Genomic DNA, 22,870 nt, shown 5'->3' on the forward strand with positions numbered 1-22,870 from the left:
CTCTCCTCTGCGGGCCGGCTGCCGGGCGGTCCCGGCGCGCATGGCCCTGTCGCGCGTCATTGCCCACGCCCAGGGCGTGTGGTGATCAAAATCGCTCTTCGCGCCGCGGATCGCATTCGGCGCCGCGACGAACGGGTGTCTTCTGCCCGGTCCAAAAAATTTGCCCGGCCCGGCGTCAAGGTCTGTGCAGCCGCGTCCGGCGCGCCTATATCTGGGGACATGATCCGCCGTACCGTCCTTGCCCTGATAGGATTTTTCACGCTCACCGCGGGTCTTGGCGCGGCCCAGGGAGCCGAGACTCCGGTCGAGGATGACGCCCCTATCCGGCCTGCCGGAGAAGCCTCTCTGGACGAATTCCTCTGGACCAAGCGGCCGCTGCTGATCTTCGCCGACACGCCGAACGATCCGCGCTACATTCAGCAGATGCAGCTGATCGAGGCGCGCATCGACGCGCTGGTCGAGCGCGATGTGGTGGTGCTTACGGACACCGACCCGGACGCCCGCGGCCCCATCCGCCGCGCCATGCGCCCGCGCGGCTTCATGCTTATGCAGCTCGCAAAGGATGGATCGGTCATCATCCGCAAGGCAAGCCCTTGGGACGTCCGCGAAATTTCCCGATCGATCGACAAGCAGCCGCTGCGCCAGCAAGAGGTCCGCGACCGCCGCGACGCCTTGCGCCGGCAGTGAGCCGGAAGGGCGGAAACCTTGACTTTTCGGCACTTCGAGCCTAGGTCTTGGGGGTAGACACACGGTATGGGGAGAGCACCGCCATGACGCGATCCGCTCAATCTGAATTCGAGCCGCGCGACCCGGTCGAGGGCGAGGAAAACCCGCTGATCTGACCTTTTGGGGACGGTTAGTCATCGCTTGGGCTCCCGTCAACCGCGCCTGCATCACCTTCTGACGCCAACTTGGCGGACTGCTCCGCCTTGGCAGCGCGCGCGGCCGCGAACCTTGCAAGCCTTTCTTCGCGCAGCGCCGCCACCTTCGACGCATATTCCCCGCGATCGAGTGCGTGCAGCGCGACGACCGCCTCCTCGGGTATGCCGTCCAGAACCCGGTAGTAGACCTTCACCGCCTTCTCGCGCCGGACGCGCGACAGCAAGCGGAACCGATCGGAGGCCATGTTCTCTTCCATCTGGTCGAGCTGATTCAGCCTTTGGTACAGGCCCAGCATCGGGCCGATCTGCTGCTTTTGCAGGATTTCGATCTGCTCGATCAGCCGCTTCAACGTGCCGTAGTCCCGACGGAAAAACACGAAGACCTCGTAACTCTCGTCCTTCTCGAAGGCTTCCGAGATTTCCTGGATCGCCGCCTTGCAGTCCAGGTTCGAGGCAAATTTGGCGATCAGCCATATCTCGTTGGCGCTGGCCTCGATCATGTCGCGTCGGCGCTCTTCGCGCTCGTCGTTGCGGCGCAATTCCTGCGCCAGCGGCCCGGCGATCCAGCCCAGAGACACCGCGATGCCGGCGATGATCGCGGGGGTGATCTTCTCTGCTCCCGCCCCGGCCTGCGGCAGGAACTGCACCACCGCCACGATCAGCAGCAGCGCGATGCCGGCCAGCGGCAGCAGCACCAGTAGCACCATCTTGGCAAAGACCAGCCCGCGCGCGCCAGCCAGCGCGAGGTAGGCGCCGCAACCGGTGACGGCGGCGGACAGCAGGAGTCCGATGACCCGCATGGCCTCCGGCCAGGGCGCAGTCGCGCAGAATGCCAGCCCGGCAACGCCGAGCAGCACTCCGACAGCGGCCGCGCCCTGGTACGGAGGCTGGCGCATCACTCGAATTCCATGATCACGTCATCGACGGCGAGGCTGTCACCCGGCCCCGCGTTGATCTTGGCGACTTTGCCCCTGCGCTCGGCGCGCAGGATGTTCTCCATCTTCATCGCCTCGACGGTGCAGAGCGCCTGGCCCTCCTGCACCTCGTCACCCGCCGCGACGTTCACCTTCACGATCAGGCCCGGCATCGGGCAGAGCAGCAGTTTCGAGGTGTCCGGCGGCAGCTTCTCGGGCATCAGCCGGGCCAGTTCGGCCTGCCGCGGGGTGCGGACGTTGACCTTGAGGTCCGCGCCGCGGGTGCGGATGCGGAAGCCGCCCGAGATCTTGCCGACCTTTAGCACCAGCGGCGCGCCGTTGACCTGCATGTGCGCCAATGCGCTGCCCGGCGTCCAGTCACCGGCAACGCGGATCTCGGAGCCGTCCGCGAATGTCACCGTGGTACCCTGCTTGTCGGCGGCCAGCACGACATCGAAGCTTTCGCCCTGAAGCGTGACATTCCAGTGATCGCCGACCTGCCGCTCATGGTTGTCGAGCGTGCCCGAGATGCGCGTGCGCCGGATCTCGGCGACGCGGTTCATCGCAGCGCAGGCGGCGGCGACATCGCGCAACGCCGGCTCGGCCAGCGTGACGCCTTCGAAACCGTCGGGATATTCCTCGGCGATGAAGGCGGTGGTGATGTTGCCGGAAATGAAACGCTCGTGGTCCATCACCGCCGCAAGGAAGGGCAGGTTGTGCCCGATGCCCTCGACCTCGAAGCTGTCGAGCGCGTTGCGCATGACCTCGATCGCCTCTTCGCGGGTCGGGGCCCAAGTGCAGAGCTTGGCGATCATCGGGTCGTAGTACATCGAGATCTCGCCGCCCTCGTAGACGCCGGTGTCGTTGCGCACGATGCCGCCGTGCAGCGCGCCCTCGGCGGGCGGGCGGTAGCGGGTGAGACGGCCGATCGAGGGCAGGAAGCCGCGGTACGGGTCCTCGGCGTAGAGCCGGTTCTCGATCGCCCAGCCATTGATCTGCACCTCATCTTGCGTGATCGACAGCGGCTCGCCATTGGCGATGCGGATCATCTGCTCGACAAGATCGACGCCGGTGATCAGCTCGGTCACCGGGTGTTCCACCTGCAGGCGGGTGTTCATCTCGAGGAAGTAGAAGTTCTTCTGACCGTCGACGATGAATTCCACGGTGCCGGCGCTGGTGTAGCCCACCGCCTTGGCCAGCGCGACGGCCTGATCGCCCATCGCCTTGCGGGTCTCGGGATCGAGGAAGGGGCTCGGCGCTTCTTCGACGACCTTCTGGTTGCGGCGCTGGATCGAGCATTCGCGCTCGTTCAGGTAGATGCCGCCCCCATGCGCGTCGCAGAGCACCTGGATCTCGATATGGCGCGGCTGGGTGACGAACTTCTCGATGAAGATGCGGTCATCACCGAAGGAGCTTGCCGCCTCGTTCTTCGACGATTGGAACCCTTCCCGCGCCTCTTCGTCATTCCAGGCAATCCGCATGCCCTTGCCACCGCCGCCTGCCGAAGCCTTGATCATGACGGGATAGCCGATCTCGCCAGAGATCTTCACCGCCTCGTCGGCATCCTCGATCAGCCCCATGTAACCGGGCACGGTCGAAACGCCCGCCTCCTGCGCGATCTTCTTCGAGGTGATCTTGTCGCCCATTGCCTCGATCGCGCCCTTGGGCGGGCCGATGAAGGCAACGCCGGCGGCTTCGAGCGCCTCGGCGAACTTCGGGTTCTCCGACAGGAAGCCATAGCCCGGATGCACGGCCTGCGCGCCGGTGTCCCTGATCGCCTGCATGATCTTGTCGATCACGATGTAGGACTGGTTGGCCGGCGGCGGACCGATATGCACCGCCTCGTCGGCCATCTCGACATGCAGCGCGTGCTTGTCGGCATCCGAGTAGACCGCCACGGTCTTGATGCCCATCTTGCGCGCGGTCTTGATGACCCGGCAGGCGATCTCACCGCGGTTGGCGATCAGGATCTTGTCGAACATGTCTCTCCCTTTCGTTGCGTTTCTTGGCCGGCGGGCGATGCCGCGGCTTCGGCTCATTGCAGGCTATGGACAGCAAAAAGGGCCACCGGAGCGGGAAGCTCCGGTGGCCCTGGAAATCGTATGGTGCTGCGCGCGGCGCCCGCCGCGGCGCGGCGTCAGATCAGCGGCAGTACTGCGGGGTGACGTCGTCGCAGACGACGCCAGCGGTCGCACCAACGGCTGCGCCAACCATGCCGTCGCCACCGACCGCGCGGTCGATGAGATAGCCGCTGCCTGCGCCAATGGCGCCGCGCTGCAGGTCGGAGTTCTCACAGGCGGCGACGCCAAAGACACCCAGGACGGCGATGATACGGATAACGTTTTGCATGAGGTAAACTCCCCGATTTGTGTAAGTCGAACTTGATCTTCAACGCCACGAAATTGGTAAAGGTTCCATACATCTTTCGCATTTTCGAAAGCGTCGGCAAAGGAGCGCCGATGCGACCGACCAGACGGGCGCAACGCCGCCCATTTCCGCCACCTCTGACGCGACGGAAGTCCGCCGGCAGCGACGGAATGCGCGCGGATGGCTCCGAGGGGCGCCAAATCGGGCTGGTGGTGACATTTAAGAAAAGAAGCGGGCGTGCGGTCAGGGGATGTGCCGCGACGCCCGCGAGGGGAAGGGTAACGGTGAGCAATGCGCGCAGCCGCTGGCTGCGTCATTGCCCGCAACACCCAAAGAGTGCATGACTCGCCGGCCGCCACCAAGCCATATCCCGAAGGATAAGCCTGACCGGCCTCTTTCCGCGCAAAACGCGAATGATGGGGCGAGTTTACGCCCATTCGTCATTCTCGTCGAAAGCTTCGGGGAAGGACGCGCGCGCGGCGGCCTCGTTGATCACCAGCATCGCGTCGTAGCTCTCGGGATCAAAGGGGTCGTCATAGGGCAGCACCTCGCGGCCGAAGAGCCAGGACAGGCGCCCCGCATCGAGGTTTCCGCGTTCGAATGGTTCGCTGCCGAAATGCGCCCAGAGCGAGGCCATGAAGGCCAGGTCGGCGCGCTTGTCCGCCGCCTTGCGGTCGCGAAAACGCTCCCGCCGGATGATGGCGGTCACCCCCTTGGGGTTGGCTCGGCGAATGGTGAATTGAAAGTCCGTGCCGGGAAGTCGGCTCGGAAAGCCACGGTGCTTCAGCATACCGGGCCCCCCTCTATAAGGGCCCGTGGAAGCGGGCGGTGAGATACGGCCCCAAGGGGCCGGGAGTGCGGGACGGACCAGAAGGCCCGTCCCGACGACAAGTTACTTGTACTTGCCGGTGTAGACGGGCTCGGTGGTAACGGGCTCTTGATCCACGACCACGTATTCTTCTTCCTGCTGGCCGCCGCAAGCGGAAAGGGTTGCGACGAAGCCAAGCATTGCAAGCAGATGGATGCTCTTGGACATCTTATTCTCCTGTCAGATTCTTTGGGCCCTACGGAACCTCGCGGCCCGGACTGCCCTCGTTCGGGTGTTTCGACTGCGGATGTGCAATCACCCCCCAACATAGCGCAAGTTACGAAAAAGAAATACGTAACTCGCTTCGCCGAGAGATTTTCCGTGCCGAAGGCCCGAAAACAAGAGAAATATGAGCGGATTTCCGCGCGTGCTGAGAACATCATCAGAACGCCTCCCAGAGGCATACCCCATTTTGGGGGCTATAGGCCTCGAAATATTGACGGATTCCGGGTGACGTAACGCCAACTTCAAGCGGTTCTTCCATGAGCGAAATGACGATTACGGGGGGAATCACCTGCGCCTGAGTCGCGCGCGGAAGGGCAAAGTTGTCGCAAAGATGCTGCATGTCGGGCGCAACTTCATCGTAGGTCAGCGGCTTCGGACCTCCGATCTGCGGCGCCAGAAATCGGAAGCGTTGCGCCGAAGTTCCGGAATCGATCGACGAGTCGACGAAGGTCACGGACATGCCCGAGGGCACTGCCACGGCGCTCTCCTCCAGCGCCGTGGCCAGGCCCGGCGTCATGGCGAAAGCCAGAGCCAGGATCCGGATTCTCCACATCCCCGTCACAAGGACCTCCCAATTCGTCATCTTGCGCGGCGGCTCAGGCCGCCCAGGTCACCCAGCGCGCGCGGTTGGCGCGATCTTCCAAAACCTCGGCGATGCGCGCCTCGATCGCCTTGCGCGGCAGCGCCCCCGCAACTTCGCCCCCCGCCTCGACGGTCACCCCGCCGGCGCAGAGCCTGACCCGCACCACCGGCGCGAAGCCGCGCAGATCGCGCAACGCCCGCCACAGATCCTGCCGCACCTGATGCGCAAGCCGTTCGAGGCGGCCGACCGGGGGAAGCTGCGTCTCGACCTTCAGGTCGAACCGCGCCGGGTTGCGGCGGGCGAGCGTCACCGCCCCGCCCTCGCGCGCCATGTGCCATCCCTTCACCTGCATCGCGTCCTCCGGGTCAGAGCGGGATGTTGTCGTGCTTCTTCCAAGGATTGCTGAGGCTCTTGTTCCGCAGCATCGCAAAGGCCCGGCTGACCCGGCGACGGGTCGAGCGCGGCTGGATCACCTCGTCGATGAAGCCCCGCTCGGCGGCCACGAAGGGATTGGCGAAGCGATCCTCGTAATCCTGGGTGTGCTGCGCGATCCTTTCCGCATCGCCAAGATCGGCGCGGTGGATGATCTCGGTCGCGCCCTTGGCGCCCATCACCGCGATCTCGGCGGTGGGCCAGGCGTAGTTCACATCGCCGCGCAGGTGCTTCGAGCTCATCACGTCGTAAGCACCGCCATAGGCCTTGCGGGTGATCACCGTGACCTTCGGCACCGTCGCCTCGCCGAAGGCGAAGAGCAGCTTGGCACCGTGCTTGATGACGCCGCCGTACTCCTGCGAGGTCCCGGGCAGGAAGCCCGGCACGTCGACGAAGGTCAGGATCGGGATCTCGAAACAGTCGCAGAAGCGCACGAACCGCGCCGCCTTCTTCGAGCTGTCGATGTCGAGGCAGCCCGCGAGCACCATCGGCTGGTTCGCCACCACGCCCACCGTCTGCCCCTCGAGGCGGATGAAGCCGGTGATGATGTTCTTCGCGTGCTCTTCCTGGATTTCGTAGAAATCGCCCTCGTCGGCGACCTTCACGATCAGCTCCTTCATGTCGTAGGGCTGGTTCGCATTCTCGGGGATGATCGTGTCGAGCGAGCCTTCCACCCGCTCCACCGTGTCGAAGAACGGCCGCACCGGCGGCTTCTCGCGGTTGTTGAGCGGCAGGAAGTCGACGAGGCGGCGCACCTCGGCCAGCGCCTCGACGTCATTCTCGAAGGCGCCGTCGGCGACCGAGGACTTGCGGGTGTGGGTGGTCGCGCCGCCAAGTTCCTCGGCGGTCACCACCTCGTTGGTCACCGTCTTCACCACGTCGGGGCCGGTGACGAACATGTAGGAGGTGTCCTTCACCATGAAGATGAAATCGGTCATCGCGGGCGAGTAGACCGCGCCGCCGGCGCAGGGGCCCATGATGACGGAAATCTGCGGGATCACCCCCGAGGCCATGATGTTGCGCTGGAAGATCTCGGCATAGCCCGCAAGGCTGTCGACGCCTTCCTGGATGCGCGCACCGCCGGAGTCGTTGAGGCCGATCACCGGCGCGCCGTTCTGCATTGCCATGTCCATGATCTTGCAGATCTTCATCGCGTGGGTGGCCGAGACCGAGCCACCGAGCACGGTGAAATCCTGGCTGAACACATAGACCATGCGGCCGTTGATCGTGCCCCAACCGGTGATCACCCCGTCGCCGCTGGGACGGTTGCTTTCCATGCCGAAATCGATGCAACGGTGCGAGACGAACATGTCGTATTCTTCGAAACTGCCCTCGTCGAGCAGCAGCTCGATGCGTTCGCGCGCGGTCAGCTTGCCCTTGGCGTGCTGGGCGTCGATCCGCTTCTGACCACCGCCAAGACGCGCATCGGCGCGACGCGCCTCCAGTTCGTGAAGAATGTCTTTCATGGCCAGTCCTCTCCGTTTGCCCGGACCATACAGTGGAGGCCCTTCCGCTCAAGTCAAATTCGGCAAATTTGCAAACTCTGAAAACACCTTCATTAGCAAATAGCAAATCCGCAAATATCGTTTCACGCAGGTGATACGCGTGGACTTTGAAGACGTCCCGACATACGGAAACACCATGAATAGATCATCGCGCGGGCGCTTTCTCGACCCCTCGACCCCACCGCATCTTGTCACGCTTGTCCTGCTTGCCGGGCTTTCGGCGCTGGCGATGAACGTATTTCTGCCATCGCTGCCGCAGATGACGGCGTATTTCGACACCGAATACAGGCTGATGCAGCTTTCGGTGGCGATCTACCTCGGGGTCAACGCCGCGCTGCAGATCCTGATCGGGCCGATCTCGGACAAGCTGGGCCGCAGGCCGGTGATTCTCTGGGGTGTCGCGCTGTTCATGCTGGCCACTCTGGGCTGCATCTTCGCCACCGATGTCTGGGTCTTCCTGCTGTTCCGCATGTGCCAGGCGGTGATCGTCACCGCCATGGTGCTGAGCCGCGCCGTGGTGCGCGACATGGTCGGCCAGGACGAGGCCGCCTCGATGATCGCCTATGTCACCATGGGCGTCGCGGTGGTGCCGATGGTCGGCCCGGTGATCGGCGGCGCGCTCGGCGAAGTGCTGGGCTGGAAGGCGATCTTCTGGATGCTCTTCGCGCTCGGCGGCGCGGTCCTCTGGCTGAGCTGGCGCGACCTGGGCGAGACCTCGACCGCCAGCAGCCTGTCGCTGGCCGCGCAGTTCCGCGAGTACCCCGAGTTGCTCAAAAGCCCGCGTTTCTGGGGCTATGCCATGGCCTGCGCGCTTTCTTCGGGCGCCTTTTTCTCCTACCTCGGCGGCGCACCCTTCGTCGGCTCCGAGGTCTTCGGCCTGAGCCCCGCCTCGCTGGGCGTGCACTTCGGGGCGCCGGCGGTCGGCTACTTCCTCGGCAACTGGATCTCGGGGAAGTTCTCGGCGCGGGTCGGGCTCAACCGCATGATCCTCTGGGGCTCGCTGATCCTCTCCTGCGGGCTCTCGGCGGCGCTGATCACCTTTGCCCTCACCGGCGGCTCGGCGCTGATCTTCTTCGGCTTCATGTGCTTCGTCGGTCTTGGCAACGGCATGACCATCCCCAATGCCACGGCGGGCACCCTGTCGGTGCGTCCGCATCTCGCGGGCACCGCCTCGGGACTTGGCGGGGCCATCATGATCGGCGGCGGCGCGGCGCTCTCGGCGCTGGCCGGCGCGCTGCTGAAACCCGGTACCGGCGCCTGGCCGCTGCTCTGGCTCATGCTGGCCACCGCCGTCGGCGCGGTGATCTCGATCCTGCTGGTGATCCGCCGCGAGCGGCGCCTCGGGGGGCTGGACGCCGCCGAGTGAGTTTGCAAAGCTACTCCCAGGCGGGAGCAAAGGTGCAAACATGGCGACACGCAAACTCTACGCGGGCGCGAAGCTGCGCGACCTGCGCGGCCGGCTGGGGCTGACGCAGAAGGATTTCGCGGGCAAGCTCGGCGTGTCGCTGCCCTATCTGAACCAGATGGAAAACAACAACCGCCCGGTCTCGACCACGGTGGTTCTGGCGCTGGCGCAGGAGTTCGGCTTCGACGTCACCGAACTGGGACAGGGCGATTCCGAGCGGCTGATCTCGGACATGCGCGAGGCTCTGGCCGATCCGGTGTTCGGCGAGCACGCGCCGCCGCTTGCGGACCTGCGGCTCACCGCCTCGAATGCCCCCGCCCTCGCCCGCGCCTTCCTGGAACTGCACCGTGCCTACCGGCAGACCCACGAGCGGCTGGCCTCGCTCGACGAGGCGCTGGGACGGGAGGGCACGCAGATGCAGCCCTCACCGTGGGAGGAGGTGCGCGACTTCTTCCACTATTGCGACAACTACATCGACGCCGTGGACCGCGCCGCCGAGCATTACGCCCACGGGCTCGGACAGGGCGGCGCCGACCTGCGCGCCGCGGTGATCGCCCACCTGCGCGAGCGCGGCATCACTGTGGAATTCTCGCAATCCGCCCCGCTGCGCAGCTACGACGCCGAGCGCCGGGTGCTGACCATGTCCTCGCTGGCGCAGCCCGAGACGCTGACCTTCCAGATGCTGATCCAGGTGGCGCTGCTGCGGCAGGAGAAACTGCTGGAGGCGACGCTCGACCTGGCCCGCTTCCAGTCCGACACCGCCCGCGCCATCGCCAAGCTCGGACTGGCAAACTACTTCGCCGGGGCGGTGATGATGCCCTACATGCGCCTGCTCGAGGCGGCGCAGGAGACCCGGCATGACCTCGAGCTGCTGGCGGCGCGCTTCGGCGCCTCGGTCGAGCAGGTGGCACACCGGCTCTCGACGTTACAAAGGCCGGGGGCGAAGGGCATCCCCTTCTTCTTTGCCCGCGTCGATCAGGCCGGAACGATCACCAAGCGCCATTCCGCGACGCGCCTGCAATTCGCCCGCTTTGGCGGCGCCTGCCCGCTGTGGAACGTGCACCAGGCCTTCGAGACGCCGAACCAGTTCCTGAGGCAACTGGCCGAGACGCCGGACGGTGTGCGTTACGTGCTGCTGGCGCGGGATGTCACCAAGCCCGCAGGCCGCTTCGGCGCGCCGGTCCGCCGCTTTGCCATTGCGCTGGGGTGCGAGGTGAAACACGCGGGGGCGCTGGTCTATGCCGACGGGCTGGACCTCGGGCGCGACCGGGCCTTCGAGCCGATCGGCATCTCCTGCCGGATCTGCGAGCGCACCGATTGCCACCAGCGCTCCGTCCCGCCGCTCGAGAAGCGGATCTCCATCCACCCCGAGCGCCGGGACATCCTGCCCTATTCGCTAGAGTAGGCCTCAGCCCTCCTGCAGCCGCAGCGCGCGCTTGGTGGCAAAGACCTCCTGCCGCTCGACCCAGGGGTACTTGTGGTCATCGACCACTGGGCCCCAGTAAAGTTCGCCACCGAAACGCCAGGGGTCGAGCACGATGCCCTCTTTCATCGTGCCGCCGCTCTGGCTGACGATCACCGAGCTGTGCTCGATGCGGAAGGTCTTCATCGCGTTGGCGATGCCGCGGTGCAGGTCGAGGGTGCGGAAATTCTCCTGCTCGAGCCGCGCCTGCAGGTCATCGGCCCATTGGTAGCACAGGCCGCGCGGGCGGGTGCCGTTGTTGACCTTGATGTTGTGGATATAGGCCGGGTCGGTGACGTTCCACGCCAGAGCAAGCTCGCGCGGGTAGTCGATCGAGATCCGCGCCATGCGCTGCGCTTCCTCGGGGTCTACATGTGGGCCGAGCGCCTGGATCGACTGCGCCAGCGCGGCATATTCGGACGGCGGCGGCGCGGGCACATGAGGGTCGCGGACGCTGGCGCAGGCCGAAAGGAGCGATGCGGCCAGCAGCAGCGGCAGCACGGAGAGTCGGGAGAGGAACTTTGGCACGGCTCGGGAGGTCTTGTTGCTGGGAAATGGAACTTTGCCTGACCTAGCGCGACGGAGGAGAGCTGTCGAGCGGCGCCGGGCGACTTTGCCGCGAATCCGGGCCGGTTCCGCCGCTCCGCCGCGCACCCTTCCCCTCTCTGCGCCTTGCGGGGCGATGCACGGGGGGGTAAAGGCAACGGGACTTTGACGGACATTCACGGACAGGGGGAACCCATGTCGATCGACATTCAGACGGCGGCGCGTGTCGCCAAGCTGGCACGCATCCGCGTGGAAGACGAGGCGCTCCCGGCGCTGGCACAGGAATTCAGCAATATCCTCGATTTCATCGAGCAGCTGAACGAGGTGGACGTGGAGGGCGTCGAGCCGATGGTCTCGGTGACCCCGATGCGCCTCAAGCGCCGCGCCGACGGCGTGACCGACGGCAACATGCAGGACAAGATCCTCGCCAACGCCCCCGATGCCCGCGAGGGCTTCTTTGCCGTGCCGAAGGTGGTGGAATGACCGAGCTGACCAAGATGAAGTTGGCCGAGGCCCGCGACGCGCTGCGCAAGGGCCACGTGACCTCGGTGGAGCTGACCGAAGCCTGCCTGAAGGCAATCGAGGGCGCGGACGCGCTCGGTGCCTTCGTGCACAAGACCCCCGAGATCGCGCTGGAGCAGGCCAAGGCCGCCGACGCCCGGATCAAGGCCGGTGATGCCCCCGCCATGTGCGGCCTGCCGATCGGCGTGAAGGATCTCTTCTGCACCAAGGGCGTGCCTTCGCAGGCGGCCTCGGCGATCCTCGAGGGGTTCACCCCCGAGTACGAGTCGACCGTCACCAGCCAGCTCTTCGGCGCCGGCGCGGTCATGCTGGGCAAGCTCAACATGGACGAGTTCGCCATGGGCTCGTCGAACGAGAACACCTGCTACGGCCCCGCGGTGAACCCGTGGAAGCGCACCGGCGACGACACCCAGCTGACCCCCGGCGGCTCGTCGGGCGGTTCGGCCTCGGCGGTTGCGGCGGACCTCTGCCTTGCGGCCACCGGCACCGACACCGGCGGCTCGATCCGCCAGCCCGCGGCCTTCACCGGCATCACCGGCATCAAGCCGACCTACGGGCGCTGCTCGCGCTGGGGCATCGTCGCCTATGCCAGCTCGCTCGATCAGGCCGGCCCGATGACCAAGGACGTGCGCGACGCGGCGATCATGCTGCAGGCGATGTGCGGCCACGACCCCAAGGATTCGACCTCGGCCGACCTGCCCGTGCCCGACTTCGAGGCGATGCTGACCGGCGACATCCGCGGCAAGACCATCGGCATTCCCAAGGAATATCGCGTCGACGGCATGCCCGAGGAGATCTCGAAGCTCTGGGACGAGGGCGCGAAGATGCTGGCGGATGCCGGCGCGAAGATCGTCGAGATCTCGCTGCCGCACACCAAGTACGCGCTGCCGGCCTACTACGTGATCGCCCCGGCGGAAGCCTCGTCGAACCTCGCCCGCTATGACGGGGTGCGCTACGGCCACCGCGCCAAGCTGGCGCAGGGCGAAGGCATCAACGACATGTACGAGAAGACCCGCGCCGAGGGCTTCGGCCTCGAGGTGCAGCGCCGCATCATGGTCGGCACCTACGTGCTGTCGGCGGGCTTCTACGACGCCTATTACAACCGCGCCCGCAAGGTCCGCACGCTGATCAAGAAGGACTTCGAGGATGCCTTCGCCGCCGGGGTCGATGCGATCCTCGCGCCCGCGACGCCCTCCTCTGCCTTCGGCATCGGCGAGATGAAAACCGCGGACCCGGTGCAGATGTATCTGCAGGATGTCTTCACCGTGACGTTGAACCTTGCCGGGCTTCCGGGCGTTGCGGTCCCGACCGGGCTCGACTCCAGGGGCCTGCCGCTCGGTCTTCAGCTGATCGGTCGTCCGTGGGAGGAAGGCGATCTGCTGAACACTGCCTATGCGCTGGAACAAGCCGCAGGTTTTGTGGCGAAGCCGGCGAAATGGTGGTAAAGGCCCTTTAAAAAAGGCGTCAACGAATGACTAGGGCAGCGGAAATGACACGCATTCTCCTTGGTGGCGCGGCCTTGCTGGCCCTCGCCGCCTGTACCACCCCGATCCCCGACAGCGGGGCCGGCTTCAACGATTACGGCAGCTACCAGGCCGAGCGCGCGCAACGCGACGTGATCCTGGAAAACAGCCCGGCCGTGACGGCCTCGCAGCTTCCCCCGGCGGGCAGCAGCGGGGATCCGGCGGTTGCCGCAGCGACTTCGGTGCTGGATGCGCCCGCAGGTGCGCCGCTGCCCACCACGGCCGGCACCCCGGCACCGCAGTCGGTGAGCGATTCCGCCGGCCTGTCGGAAGAGAACAGCTTTGACGCGGTCTCGGCCGAGCGCACGATCGAGGACGACAAGACGCTGATCCAGCAGAACCGCGCGCAATACGAGGTCGTCGCCCCGACCGACCTGCCTGCACGCCCGGATTCCGACGCGCCGAACATCGTGGCCTACGCGTTGCAGACCAACAACCCGGTCGGCACGCCGCTCTACAGCCGTTCGGCTTTTGCCTCGGCGGAAAAGGGCATGCGCAACTGCTCCAAGTACGAGACCAGCGACCGCGCGCAGGAAGCCTTCCTCGCTGGCGGCGGCCCCGAAAAGGACCGCAACGGGCTTGATCCCGATGGCGACGGCTTTGCCTGCAGCTGGGATCCCGCGCCGTTCCGCGCGGTGCGTGGCTACTGATCCGGGCCTTGACCCCGATCTGGCACCCGTCCGACAATTTCGGGCCGCGACGCCTTGGCGCGCGGCCCGATCTCGTTGTGCTGCACTACACGGCCATGAAGACCGCCGAAGCGGCGCGCGACTGGCTGTGCAACCCCGACTCGGGGGTCTCGGCGCATTACGTGCTGGGCTATGACGGCACCTGCTGGCAGCTGGTGACCGAAGAGATGCGCGCCTGGCACGCCGGTCTCGGCGCCTGGGGCTCGGTCGAAGAGGTCAATTCCCGCTCGATCGGCATCGAGATCGCCAATACCGGCGACGAACCCTTCCCGGAGCCGCAGATGGCCGCGCTCGAGCTGTTGCTCTCGGGCATTCTTGCACGCTGGTCGATTCCACCGGAACGGGTCATTGGCCATGCCTGCATGGCACCCGGACGCAAGATCGATCCCGGCCCCCTGTTCGACTGGGCAAGGCTGGTGTCGAAAGGTCTGGCGGTAAGCGCCGATCCCGCAGCGCCCGGAGATTTCCACGACGACGCGCGGCGCTTCGGCTACCGCTGCGCGCCCGAGCAACAGGCGGCACTGCTGAAATCCTTCCGCGACCGCTTCCGGCCCGGCGCCGACGGCCCGCTCTGCGACGCGGATCGCGCGATGATGGCAGGGCTCGCGGCGCGCTGGCCCGCCGCCTGACCGACCGATCGCCTTTCAAACACAGCTTGGAAAAGCCGCCCCTGCTGCGCGCAGGGAGGCGGCGCGCCTGAGCAGGGGCGGATGGCGTTGCCAAGCTGGGGACCGGGCACGCCGTGCCGTTCCGGCGGTGATCCAGAGCGCAAGACACAGGTCCGACCGGGGATCGGGGTGTCAGGGACGGGAACACCCCGGCAGGAGGAGAACGGCACATCCACAAGATAGCGCCTTGGTGCCCGCCGCGCAGGTCAGGAATACCCGACCCGACTGCAAGCCCTTGCCACTGCTTAAACCGGCGCAAGGATGGCAAGGGGGGGGTGCGACAATTAATTTTGATCTAGATCAAAGGAGATGATTGCCCGGTCGTTGGTCGGCAACTAAAAGGATTGTCAGACGAGGGGCGTGGAGGAGTATGCGCGCCCCTGCGAGGGACGTACCTAATAAAGACCAACAGGAGGCACGCAATGGCAGATGCAGCCATTCACGGCCACGAGCACGAGGACGACCGCGGGTTCTTCACCCGTTGGTTCATGTCGACGAACCACAAAGATATCGGGATTCTCTACCTGATCACTGCTGCGTTCGTGGGCCTCATCTCCGTGGCCTTCACCGTCTACATGCGCCTGGAGCTCATGAGCCCCGGCGTTCAGTACATGTGCATGGAGGGCGCGCGCCTCTTCCCGACTTCGGTCGAGAATTGTACCCCCAACGGGCATCTGTGGAACGTGATGATCACCGGCCACGGGATCCTCATGATGTTCTTCGTGGTCATCCCGGCCCTGTTCGGCGGCTTCGGCAACTACTTCATGCCGTTGCAGATCGGCGCGCCGGACATGGCCTTCCCGCGGATGAACAACCTCAGCTACTGGCTTTACGTGACCGGCTCGACGCTGGCGGTCTGCTCGGTCTTCGCGCCTGGCGGCAACGGCCAGCTCGGCTCGGGCATCGGCTGGGTGCTCTACCCGCCGCTCTCGACCAGCGAATCCGGCCTGTCGACCGACCTCGCGATCTTCGCGGTGCACGTCTCGGGCGCCAGCTCGATCCTCGGCGCGATCAACATGATCACCACCTTCCTGAACATGCGTGCCCCCGGCATGACCCTGTTCAAGGTGCCGCTGTTCTCGTGGTCGATCTTCGTCACCTCCTGGCTGATCCTGCTGTCGCTGCCCGTTCTGGCCGGCGCGATCACCATGCTGCTGACCGACCGCAACTTCGGGACGACCTTCTTCAACCCGGCAGGCGGCGGCGATCCGATCCTCTACCAGCACATCCTGTGGTTCTTCGGCCACCCGGAAGTGTACATCGTGATCCTGCCCGGCTTCGGCATCATCAGCCACGTCATCGCGACCTTCTCGCGCAAGCCGGTGTTCGGCTACCTGCCGATGGTCTGGGCGATCATCGCGATCGGCGCGCTCGGCTTCGTCGTCTGGGCGCACCACATGTACACCGTGGGCATGTCGCTGACCCAGCAGAGCTACTTCATGCTGGCGACGATGGTCATCGCCGTGCCGACCGGCGTGAAGGTGTTCAGCTGGATCGCCACGATGTGGGGCGGCTCGATCGAGTTCAAGACGCCGATGCTCTGGGCGATCGGCTTCCTGATCCTCTTCACCATGGGCGGCGTGACCGGCGTGGTGCTGAGCCAGGCAGGCGTCGACCGCGCCTACCACGACACCTACTACGTGGTCGCACACTTCCACTACGTGATGTCGCTGGGCGCCGTGTTCGCGATCTTCGCGGGGATCTACTTCTACTTCCCCAAGATGACCGGCAAGATGTACCCCGAGTGGGCCGGCAAGCTGCACTTCTACGTCATGTTCATCGGTGCGAACCTGACCTTCTTCCCGCAGCACTTCCTGGGCCGCCAGGGCATGCCGCGCCGCTACATCGACTATCCCGAGGCCTTCGCCCTGTGGAACCACGTGTCGAGCTGGGGCGCGATCATCTCCTTCGCCTCGTTCCTGTTCTTCTTCTGGATCATGTGGCACTCGCTGCGCAAAGGCGCCGCCTGCACCGCCGCGAACCCGTGGAACGAATACGCGGACACGCTGGAATGGACCCTGCCGTCGCCGCCGCCCGAGCACACCTTCGAGCAGCTGCCGAAGCGCGAGGACTGGGACAAGCACCACGCGCATTGAGCGCCTGACGCTTCCAGAGATTGACAAGCACCGGCCCCGGGGAAACCCTTGGGGCCGGTTCTCTTTTGGGGGCCCTGCAAGGAGACCTCCGCCATGAGCCTTCCCGACCGTTTCGCCGCAATCGCCGACATCCACGGCAATGCCGATGCGCTGACGGCGGTGCTCGCGCGTATCGACGACGCGGGCATCGGCACGGTGGTCAACCTCGGCGACATGTTCAGTGGCCCGCTGGCGGCGGAGGAGACCTGGCAGATCCTGCGAGCCCGGCCCATGCCCACGGTGCGTGGCAACCACGACCGCTACCTGGTCACCCAGGCTCCCGGAGAGATGGGCGCCTCGGATCGCGTGGCGCATGACCAGCTTCCCGCCGAGGCGCTGGACTGGCTGCGGTCGCTGCCGATGACGCTGGAACTGGAAGGCGCCTTCCTCTGTCACGCCACGCCCGGCACGGACGAACGCTACTGGCTGCATGACGTGGACCGCCATGGCACCGTGCACCCTTCCGGCGCGGCCCATGTCGCGGCGCATCTCGATGGCGTGGCGCAGGGGCTGGTGCTCTGCGGTCACACCCACCTGCCCCGCATCGTCTGCTGGCGCGGCCAGACCATCGTGAACCCCGGCAGCGTCGGCTGCCCCGGCTACACCGACACCCAGCCGGTGCCGCATGTGATCGAGACCGGCACCCCGGCAGCCTGCTACGCCGTCTTCGAGCGGCAGGGCTCCGCCTGGCGGGTCAGCCATCACCACATCCCCTACGATGCCACGCGCATGGTTGCCCTCGCCCGCCGTCACGGCCGCGACGACTGGGGCGACGCGCTGGAGACGGGCTGGATCGCCGGCTGACCGGCAAATCCGGTCGACAGAGCGCCCGCCGATGCTACAGTCCGCCCATGCCGTACAGGTGGAAGAGCCCTCCGGATGACAGCGGCGGCGAGCTGACGCTCTGGCCGCATCAATCGCTCTCGGCCAGGGGGTTCGTCACCTTCATCGCGATCTTCTTCTTCATGGCGCTGATTCCCTTCTACGCGCTGCTCGGCACGCATCTGCTCTGGGCGCTGCTGCCCTTCATGCTGGCCGCGCTCTGGGGCATCTGGTACGCGCTGCGCCGCAACGAGAGGGACCGGCAAATCGTCGAGGTGCTGACGCTCTCGCCCGAGACCACGCATCTGCTGCGGCAGAACCCGCGCGCTCCGGCGCAGGACTGGCAGTGCAACACCTACTGGGTCACCGCCCAGATGCACGAGGCGGGCGGCCCTGTGCCTTACTATGTCACGCTCAAAGGCAGCGGACGCGAGGTTGAGATCGGTGCCTTTCTGAGCGAAGAGGAGCGCAAGACGCTCTATCACGAGCTTTCCGACCGGCTGCGGCTCCTTGCGCGGCCCTGACCGCGCGAAAGGTACCCATGGCCCAGGTTCCCGCCACCCCGAAGATGAAGCGCCGCGCGCTGCGCCTCGCCGCTGCATTGAGCCCGGCGCTGGCCAAGAAGCTTTCGCCGGTCGCCTCGGAAGCCGCCGCACTGGCGCTGCGCAGTGCGTCGAGGGAAAAGACGCGCCGACGCGCCGAGGAGGTGATCTTCCTCATTCCGCTGGTCGGTCCGCATCACGTCGGAGACTGGCAGGCGGTGATCGCCCGGCTGGCCCAGACGCTCGAGAGCTTCCGGCGCCAGCAGGGCGCCTGGCAGGCGGTGATCTGCTGCCAGCAGCGCCCGGCGCTTCCAGACGTGCTGGCGGACGACGCGCGCGTCCACTGGCTGCCCTTCGATGACCCCACGCCCGGCAACGACAAGTGGCGCAAGCTGGCGGCGCTCTGCGACCACCTTGGCAAGATCGCCACCGTCCCGGCCTATGTGATGAGCTTCGACGCCGACGACCTGCTGCGCGACGGCACGGTCGCCGAGATGCTGGCGCGGCAGGAGGCGGGTTATCTGGTCGAGCAGGGATACGTGATGGACCACGCGACCGGCGATGTCGCGCTGGCCGGAGCGCCGACGGCCGCGATGCCGCTGCGCAAGCCGTTCTGGAAGCTCTGCGGCTCCTGCATCGCGCTGCACCATGATCCCGCCCTGCCGCAGAGCGGGACCTTCCTGCGCGCGATGACCCAGCACGAGCACCGGATGTTTCCCTACCTCGCGGCGCTCGCCGGGCGGGCACCGGTGCCGTTCCGCAAACCCGCCGTGCTCTATGTGCTCAATCACGGGGAAAACTTCGGTGCCCGGCGCGGGCGCGTCGGGTTCAAGACCCGCTTCGTGCAACGCTTCCGGATCACCGACCCGGAGGAATTGTCACAGGTGGCGCAGGACTTCCCCGCCCCCTGATGTTCTGCTTCCGAGCTCGGACCAACTCTCTTCGAAGAGAGTTGCAAGTTCCTTCGAAGGAACTTGCTGCGCCGTGATCAGCCCGCCGCGGCGAGCCGGTCCTTGACCATCGGGCCGACGGCGCCGAAATCCATGCGGCCCTGATAGCGCGTCTTCAGCACGCCCATCACCCGACCCATGTCGCGGATCGAGCTGGCGCCCACTTCCTTGACGGCCGCATCCACCGCTTTCGCGACGTCCTCGTCGCTGAGCGGCTTGGGCAGGAACTCCTCGATCACCGGGATCTCGGCCAGCTCCGCCTCGGCCAGATCGAGACGCCCGCCCTCTTCGTAGGTGCGCGCACTCTCGCGGCGCTGCTTCACCATCTTGGCGAGGATCGACAGAAGTTCCGCATCCTCGACCCCGTTGTCATTGCCTTCGGCGCGGGCGGCAATGTCGCGATCCTTCACCGCGGCGGTGATCAGCCGCAGCGTCGAGAGCCGCTCGGAGGCCTTGTCTTTCATGGCCTGTTTGGTGGCGGCCGTGATGCGTTCGCGCAATTCCATCGGAATGGATATCCCCTGACGTTTCCAAAGCCTGACACTACAGAAAGCCGCCAAAGGGCGCAATCCCGCCGTGCCGCCACATAAGTTGCTGATTTCGTTGATTTTATTATGGGAAATCAGCGCTTGACCCTTCCAGCCGCTTCCCTTAGGCATGGCGCGATTTGCTTCCCGCCCAGATCGTACAGGAGTCGCGCCATGTCGCTCGCCACCCCCCAAAAGCCCACCGCCTGCCTCGCGCTCGCCGATGGGACGCTGTTTTACGGACAGGGGTTCGGCGCGACCGGACAGGCCCAGGCCGAACTCTGCTTCAACACCTCGATGTCCGGCTACCAGGAGATCATGACCGATCCGTCCTACGCCGGGCAGATCGTCACCTTCACCTTCCCGCACATCGGCAACACCGGCGTGAACCCGGAGGATGACGAGACCGGCGATCCCGTCGCCGCGGGCATGGTGGTGAAATGGATGCCGACGCAGGCGTCGAGCTGGCGCGCGGTGCAGGAACTCTCCGAGTGGCTCGCCGCCCGCGGCCGCATCGCGATCGGCGGCATCGACACCCGCCGCCTGACCCGTGCGATCCGCCAGCAGGGCGCGCCGCACGTGGCGCTGGCACACAACCCGGACGGCGTGTTCGACGTCGAGGCGCTGGTCGCCTCCGCCCGTGCCTTCCCCGGCCTGACCGGGCTCGACCTGGCCAAGGACGTGACCTGCGCGCAGAGCTACCGCTGGGACGAGATGCGGTGGGCTTGGCCCGAGGGCTACCAAGCCCAGACCGCACCGCGCAAGAAAGTGGTGGCCATCGACTACGGCGCGAAGCGCAACATCCTGCGTTGCCTCGCCTCGGCTGGCTGCGAGGTGACCGTCCTGCCCGCAACCGCCACGAAAGAGGACGTGCTGGCGCATGCGCCCGACGGCGTCTTCCTGTCGAACGGCCCCGGCGACCCCGCCGCGACCGGCGCCTATGCCGTGCCGATGATCAAGGGCATCCTCGACGAAACCGACCTGCCGATCTTCGGCATCTGCCTCGGCCACCAGATGCTGGCGCTGGCGCTTGGCGCCAAGACCATCAAGATGAACCACGGCCACCACGGCGCGAACCACCCGGTCAAGGAACTCGAGACCGGCAAGGTCGAGATCACCTCGATGAACCACGGTTTCGCGGTCGACGGCCAGACCCTGCCCGCCGGCGTGGTCGAGAGCCACGTGAGTCTCTTCGACGGCTCGAACTGCGGGATTCGCATGACGGACCGGCCAGTGTTCTCGGTGCAGCACCACCCCGAAGCCAGCCCGGGCCCGCAGGACAGCTTCTATCTGTTCGAACGCTTCGTGAACAACATGTGATTTTCCGCGATTTGTTTCGCGGAAGGCCACAATTTAACATTCGATTTACCGACTTGCCCTGAACTCTCCGCATTCGAGAGTTCAGGAGCTTGTCATGCAAGGCTTGCCCCCAACCTTCCAGACCCGCCGGCGCGCCGGCGGGCCAGTTGCTCGCGGCCGACCGCTCGGTGCCCTGCTCATGGACCAGGGCGCGCTGGATGCGGTGCAGGCGCTCGAGACGCTGGCCCGCAGCCGCCACGAGGGCAGCTCGTTGTCGCGGCTGCTCCGCGCCGAAGGGCTGGTTTCTCCCGAGCAGCTCCGCGATGCCCTGGCGCGGCATCACGGTGCCTCGGCACTGTCACGGCAGACAACACCACCCGACCCACGGCTGGCCCCTCTGCTGCCGCCGCACATCTGCCTGCGGCACGGCGCGCTTCCCTGGATGCGGCGCGACGGCGCGCTGGTCCTGGCGATGGCGCATCCCGAGGAAAGTGCACGGGTCCGAGCTCTGCTTCCACCCGCCGAAACAGATGTCATCCTGGCGCTCGCGACCGAAAACGACATCTTCGAGGAAATCGCCGAACGTCACGGGGCGGGTCTGGCGGCGGCGGCAGAAAGCGATCTGCCTGACGCCTTCAGCTGTCGCGACCTCAACCGACTGACGCGGCGACGGGCGGGCGCGCTTGCACTTTGCGCGCTGCTCTTTGCAGCCCTGCTCTTCAGCTGGCCTGTCCTGCTTTTCTCGGCGGCGCTGGCGCTGACCGCGGCCAACCTGGCGATTGGCCAGATCGCCAAGCTTGCGGCCTTCATCGCAGGGCTTCCACCGCTGCCGCCCGGCCCGCGCGGCGGGCAGGACACGCCACCCGTCTCGCTGCTGATCCCGCTGCACCGCGAGGAGGAGATCGCGGCGAAGCTCGTCGAAAGGCTCCACCGGCTCGACTATCCGCGGTCCCAGCTCGAGGCGCTGCTGGTGCTCGAGGCCGGGGACGCGATCACCCGCGCCGCGCTGCAAGACGCCGACCTGCCGCCCTGGGTGCGCGTCGTCGAGGTGCCCCCCGGAAAGGTGACCACCAAGCCGCGCGCGCTCAACTATGCCCTCAATTTTGCGCGTGGCGAGATCATCGGCATCTACGACGCCGAGGACAGTCCCGCCCCCGATCAGCTGCGCCGGACGGCCGCGCATTTCGGCCGGGCGCCGCCCAACGAGGCCTGCGTGCAGGGCATCCTCGATTTCTACAACCCGCAGGCCAACTGGATGTCGCGCTGCTTCACCATCGAATACGCGGCCTGGTTCCGCATCCTGCTGCCCGGCTTCGCGCGCCTCGGATTTGCCGTCCCGCTCGGCGGCACCACGGTGTTCTTTCGGCGCGAGGCGCTCGACCGGGTCGGCGGCTGGGATGCTTTCAACGTCACCGAGGATGCCGACCTCGGACTGCGGCTGGCACGCTTCGGCTACCGCACCGCGCTGCTGCCTCTGGTCACCCGCGAAGAGGCCAACTGCCACCCCTGGCCCTGGATCCGCCAGCGTTCGCGCTGGCTCAAGGGGTACCTGATCACCTGGATCGTCCACATGCGCCAGCCGCGCCGGCTGTTCCGCGATCTCGGTGCCTGGCGCTTTTTCGGCGTGCAGGTGATCTTTCTGACCGGATTGCTGCAATTCCTGCTGGCGCCGCTGCTCTGGTCGTTCTGGCTCATCCTGCTGGGCCTTCCGCATCCGCTGGCCGGGTCCGAGACGGCCCCATTGCTGGGGATCACGATCGCGCTGCTGCTCGGCGCCGAGTCGGTCTCTATCCTGGTCGGGTTAGGCGGCGTGCTGCGCAGCCCGCACCCTCGGCTGCTTCCCTGGGTCCCGACGCTGTTTCTCTATTTCCCGCTGGGCACGATCGCGCTCTACAAGGCGCTGTGGGAGATGCTGCACCGGCCGTTCTACTGGGACAAGACCGCGCATGGCAGATCGGCCCCCGACCACGTGGGGGCCGATCTGCCAACCGACAGGCGTTAGCGG

Annotated in this window: 23 protein-coding genes; 13 read left to right on the forward strand and 10 right to left on the reverse strand. The window is 66.2% G+C overall.

Annotated features, from left to right (window positions below):
* Positions 1 to 81 precede the first annotated feature (81 nt).
* A complete protein-coding gene (locus IQ782_RS13295) occupies positions 82 to 687 on the forward strand; it encodes a DUF4174 domain-containing protein (RefSeq protein ID WP_338092590.1) in 606 nt (201 codons plus the stop codon).
* 169 nt (positions 688 to 856) lie between these two features.
* On the opposite strand, the gene IQ782_RS13300 is transcribed toward IQ782_RS13295, so the two are convergent.
* From IQ782_RS13300 to IQ782_RS13335, 8 genes are all read right to left on the reverse strand, one after another.
* Positions 857 to 1,777, reverse strand: a complete 921-nt coding sequence (locus tag IQ782_RS13300; protein WP_194135134.1) for a hypothetical protein — start codon at positions 1,775 to 1,777, stop codon at positions 857 to 859.
* Entirely contained in the window at positions 1,777 to 3,777 is a 2,001-nt protein-coding gene (locus IQ782_RS13305) for an acetyl-CoA carboxylase biotin carboxylase subunit (RefSeq protein WP_194135135.1), read from the reverse strand. The genes IQ782_RS13300 and IQ782_RS13305 overlap by 1 nt, the downstream gene beginning before the upstream one ends.
* 160 nt (positions 3,778 to 3,937) lie before the next feature.
* Entirely contained in the window at positions 3,938 to 4,144 is a 207-nt protein-coding gene (locus tag IQ782_RS13310) for a hypothetical protein (protein ID WP_194135136.1), read from the reverse strand.
* Positions 4,145 to 4,589: 445 nt separating this feature from the next.
* The gene (locus IQ782_RS13315; RefSeq protein WP_194135137.1) at positions 4,590 to 4,952 is read right to left on the reverse strand and encodes a hypothetical protein; all 363 of its coding nucleotides are present in this window, start codon (positions 4,950 to 4,952) and stop codon (positions 4,590 to 4,592) included.
* 102 nt (positions 4,953 to 5,054) lie between these two features.
* Positions 5,055 to 5,198, reverse strand: coding sequence for a hypothetical protein (locus IQ782_RS13320; protein ID WP_194135138.1), 144 nt, complete (start codon positions 5,196 to 5,198; stop codon positions 5,055 to 5,057).
* Between the two features lie 214 nt (positions 5,199 to 5,412).
* Entirely contained in the window at positions 5,413 to 5,808 is a 396-nt protein-coding gene (locus IQ782_RS13325; RefSeq protein ID WP_240989291.1) for a DUF6497 family protein, read from the reverse strand.
* A 43-nt stretch (positions 5,809 to 5,851) separates the two neighbouring features.
* Positions 5,852 to 6,190: a hypothetical protein gene (locus IQ782_RS13330; protein WP_194135139.1), complete on the reverse strand. Its 339-nt coding sequence runs from the start codon at positions 6,188 to 6,190 to the stop codon at positions 5,852 to 5,854.
* A 13-nt stretch (positions 6,191 to 6,203) separates the two neighbouring features.
* Positions 6,204 to 7,736, reverse strand: coding sequence for an acyl-CoA carboxylase subunit beta (locus tag IQ782_RS13335; protein WP_194135140.1), 1,533 nt, complete (start codon positions 7,734 to 7,736; stop codon positions 6,204 to 6,206).
* A 175-nt stretch (positions 7,737 to 7,911) separates the two neighbouring features.
* Between IQ782_RS13335 and IQ782_RS13340 the strand changes: the two genes are divergently transcribed.
* Positions 7,912 to 9,141, forward strand: a complete 1,230-nt coding sequence (locus tag IQ782_RS13340; RefSeq protein ID WP_194135141.1) for a multidrug effflux MFS transporter — start codon at positions 7,912 to 7,914, stop codon at positions 9,139 to 9,141.
* A gap of 40 nt (positions 9,142 to 9,181) precedes the next feature.
* The gene (locus tag IQ782_RS13345; protein WP_194135142.1) at positions 9,182 to 10,585 is read left to right on the forward strand and encodes a helix-turn-helix domain-containing protein; all 1,404 of its coding nucleotides are present in this window, start codon (positions 9,182 to 9,184) and stop codon (positions 10,583 to 10,585) included.
* 3 nt (positions 10,586 to 10,588) lie between these two features.
* On the opposite strand, the gene IQ782_RS13350 is transcribed toward IQ782_RS13345, so the two are convergent.
* Positions 10,589 to 11,170, reverse strand: coding sequence for a hypothetical protein (locus tag IQ782_RS13350; protein WP_194135143.1), 582 nt, complete (start codon positions 11,168 to 11,170; stop codon positions 10,589 to 10,591).
* A gap of 213 nt (positions 11,171 to 11,383) precedes the next feature.
* Between IQ782_RS13350 and gatC the strand changes: the two genes are divergently transcribed.
* From gatC to IQ782_RS13390, 8 genes are all read left to right on the forward strand, one after another.
* On the forward strand, positions 11,384 to 11,671 hold the full coding sequence (gene gatC, locus IQ782_RS13355) for an Asp-tRNA(Asn)/Glu-tRNA(Gln) amidotransferase subunit GatC (protein WP_194135144.1): 288 nt from the start codon (positions 11,384 to 11,386) through the stop codon (positions 11,669 to 11,671).
* The gene (gatA, locus tag IQ782_RS13360; protein WP_194135145.1) at positions 11,668 to 13,155 is read left to right on the forward strand and encodes an Asp-tRNA(Asn)/Glu-tRNA(Gln) amidotransferase subunit GatA; all 1,488 of its coding nucleotides are present in this window, start codon (positions 11,668 to 11,670) and stop codon (positions 13,153 to 13,155) included. The genes gatC and gatA overlap by 4 nt, the downstream gene beginning before the upstream one ends.
* 44 nt (positions 13,156 to 13,199) lie before the next feature.
* Positions 13,200 to 13,883, forward strand: a complete 684-nt coding sequence (locus IQ782_RS13365; RefSeq protein ID WP_194135146.1) for a hypothetical protein — start codon at positions 13,200 to 13,202, stop codon at positions 13,881 to 13,883.
* 8 nt (positions 13,884 to 13,891) lie between these two features.
* Complete coding sequence (locus tag IQ782_RS13370; protein WP_476707522.1) at positions 13,892 to 14,551, forward strand: N-acetylmuramoyl-L-alanine amidase; 660 nt, start codon at positions 13,892 to 13,894, stop codon at positions 14,549 to 14,551.
* Between the two features lie 461 nt (positions 14,552 to 15,012).
* A complete protein-coding gene (ctaD, locus tag IQ782_RS13375; protein ID WP_194135147.1) occupies positions 15,013 to 16,686 on the forward strand; it encodes a cytochrome c oxidase subunit I in 1,674 nt (557 codons plus the stop codon).
* Positions 16,687 to 16,779: 93 nt separating this feature from the next.
* Entirely contained in the window at positions 16,780 to 17,529 is a 750-nt protein-coding gene (locus tag IQ782_RS13380; protein WP_194135148.1) for a metallophosphoesterase family protein, read from the forward strand.
* 47 nt (positions 17,530 to 17,576) lie between these two features.
* Entirely contained in the window at positions 17,577 to 18,071 is a 495-nt protein-coding gene (locus IQ782_RS13385; RefSeq protein ID WP_194135149.1) for a DUF2244 domain-containing protein, read from the forward strand.
* Positions 18,072 to 18,088: 17 nt separating this feature from the next.
* Complete coding sequence (locus IQ782_RS13390) at positions 18,089 to 19,000, forward strand: hypothetical protein (RefSeq protein WP_194135150.1); 912 nt, start codon at positions 18,089 to 18,091, stop codon at positions 18,998 to 19,000.
* A gap of 77 nt (positions 19,001 to 19,077) precedes the next feature.
* On the opposite strand, the gene IQ782_RS13395 is transcribed toward IQ782_RS13390, so the two are convergent.
* Entirely contained in the window at positions 19,078 to 19,545 is a 468-nt protein-coding gene (locus tag IQ782_RS13395) for a GatB/YqeY domain-containing protein (RefSeq protein ID WP_194135151.1), read from the reverse strand.
* Between the two features lie 195 nt (positions 19,546 to 19,740).
* On the opposite strand from IQ782_RS13395, the gene carA reads away from it, so the two are divergent.
* Together carA and IQ782_RS13405 are read left to right on the forward strand one after the other, a co-directional pair.
* Positions 19,741 to 20,886, forward strand: coding sequence for a glutamine-hydrolyzing carbamoyl-phosphate synthase small subunit (gene carA, locus IQ782_RS13400; protein ID WP_194135152.1), 1,146 nt, complete (start codon positions 19,741 to 19,743; stop codon positions 20,884 to 20,886).
* Between the two features lie 94 nt (positions 20,887 to 20,980).
* On the forward strand, positions 20,981 to 22,867 hold the full coding sequence (locus IQ782_RS13405) for a glycosyltransferase family 2 protein (RefSeq protein ID WP_240989280.1): 1,887 nt from the start codon (positions 20,981 to 20,983) through the stop codon (positions 22,865 to 22,867).
* Positions 22,868 to 22,870 lie beyond the last annotated feature (3 nt).

It is taken from the genome of Salipiger mangrovisoli, from assembly GCF_015223355.1.
GTDB classification, from domain to species: domain Bacteria; phylum Pseudomonadota; class Alphaproteobacteria; order Rhodobacterales; family Rhodobacteraceae; genus Salipiger; species Salipiger mangrovisoli.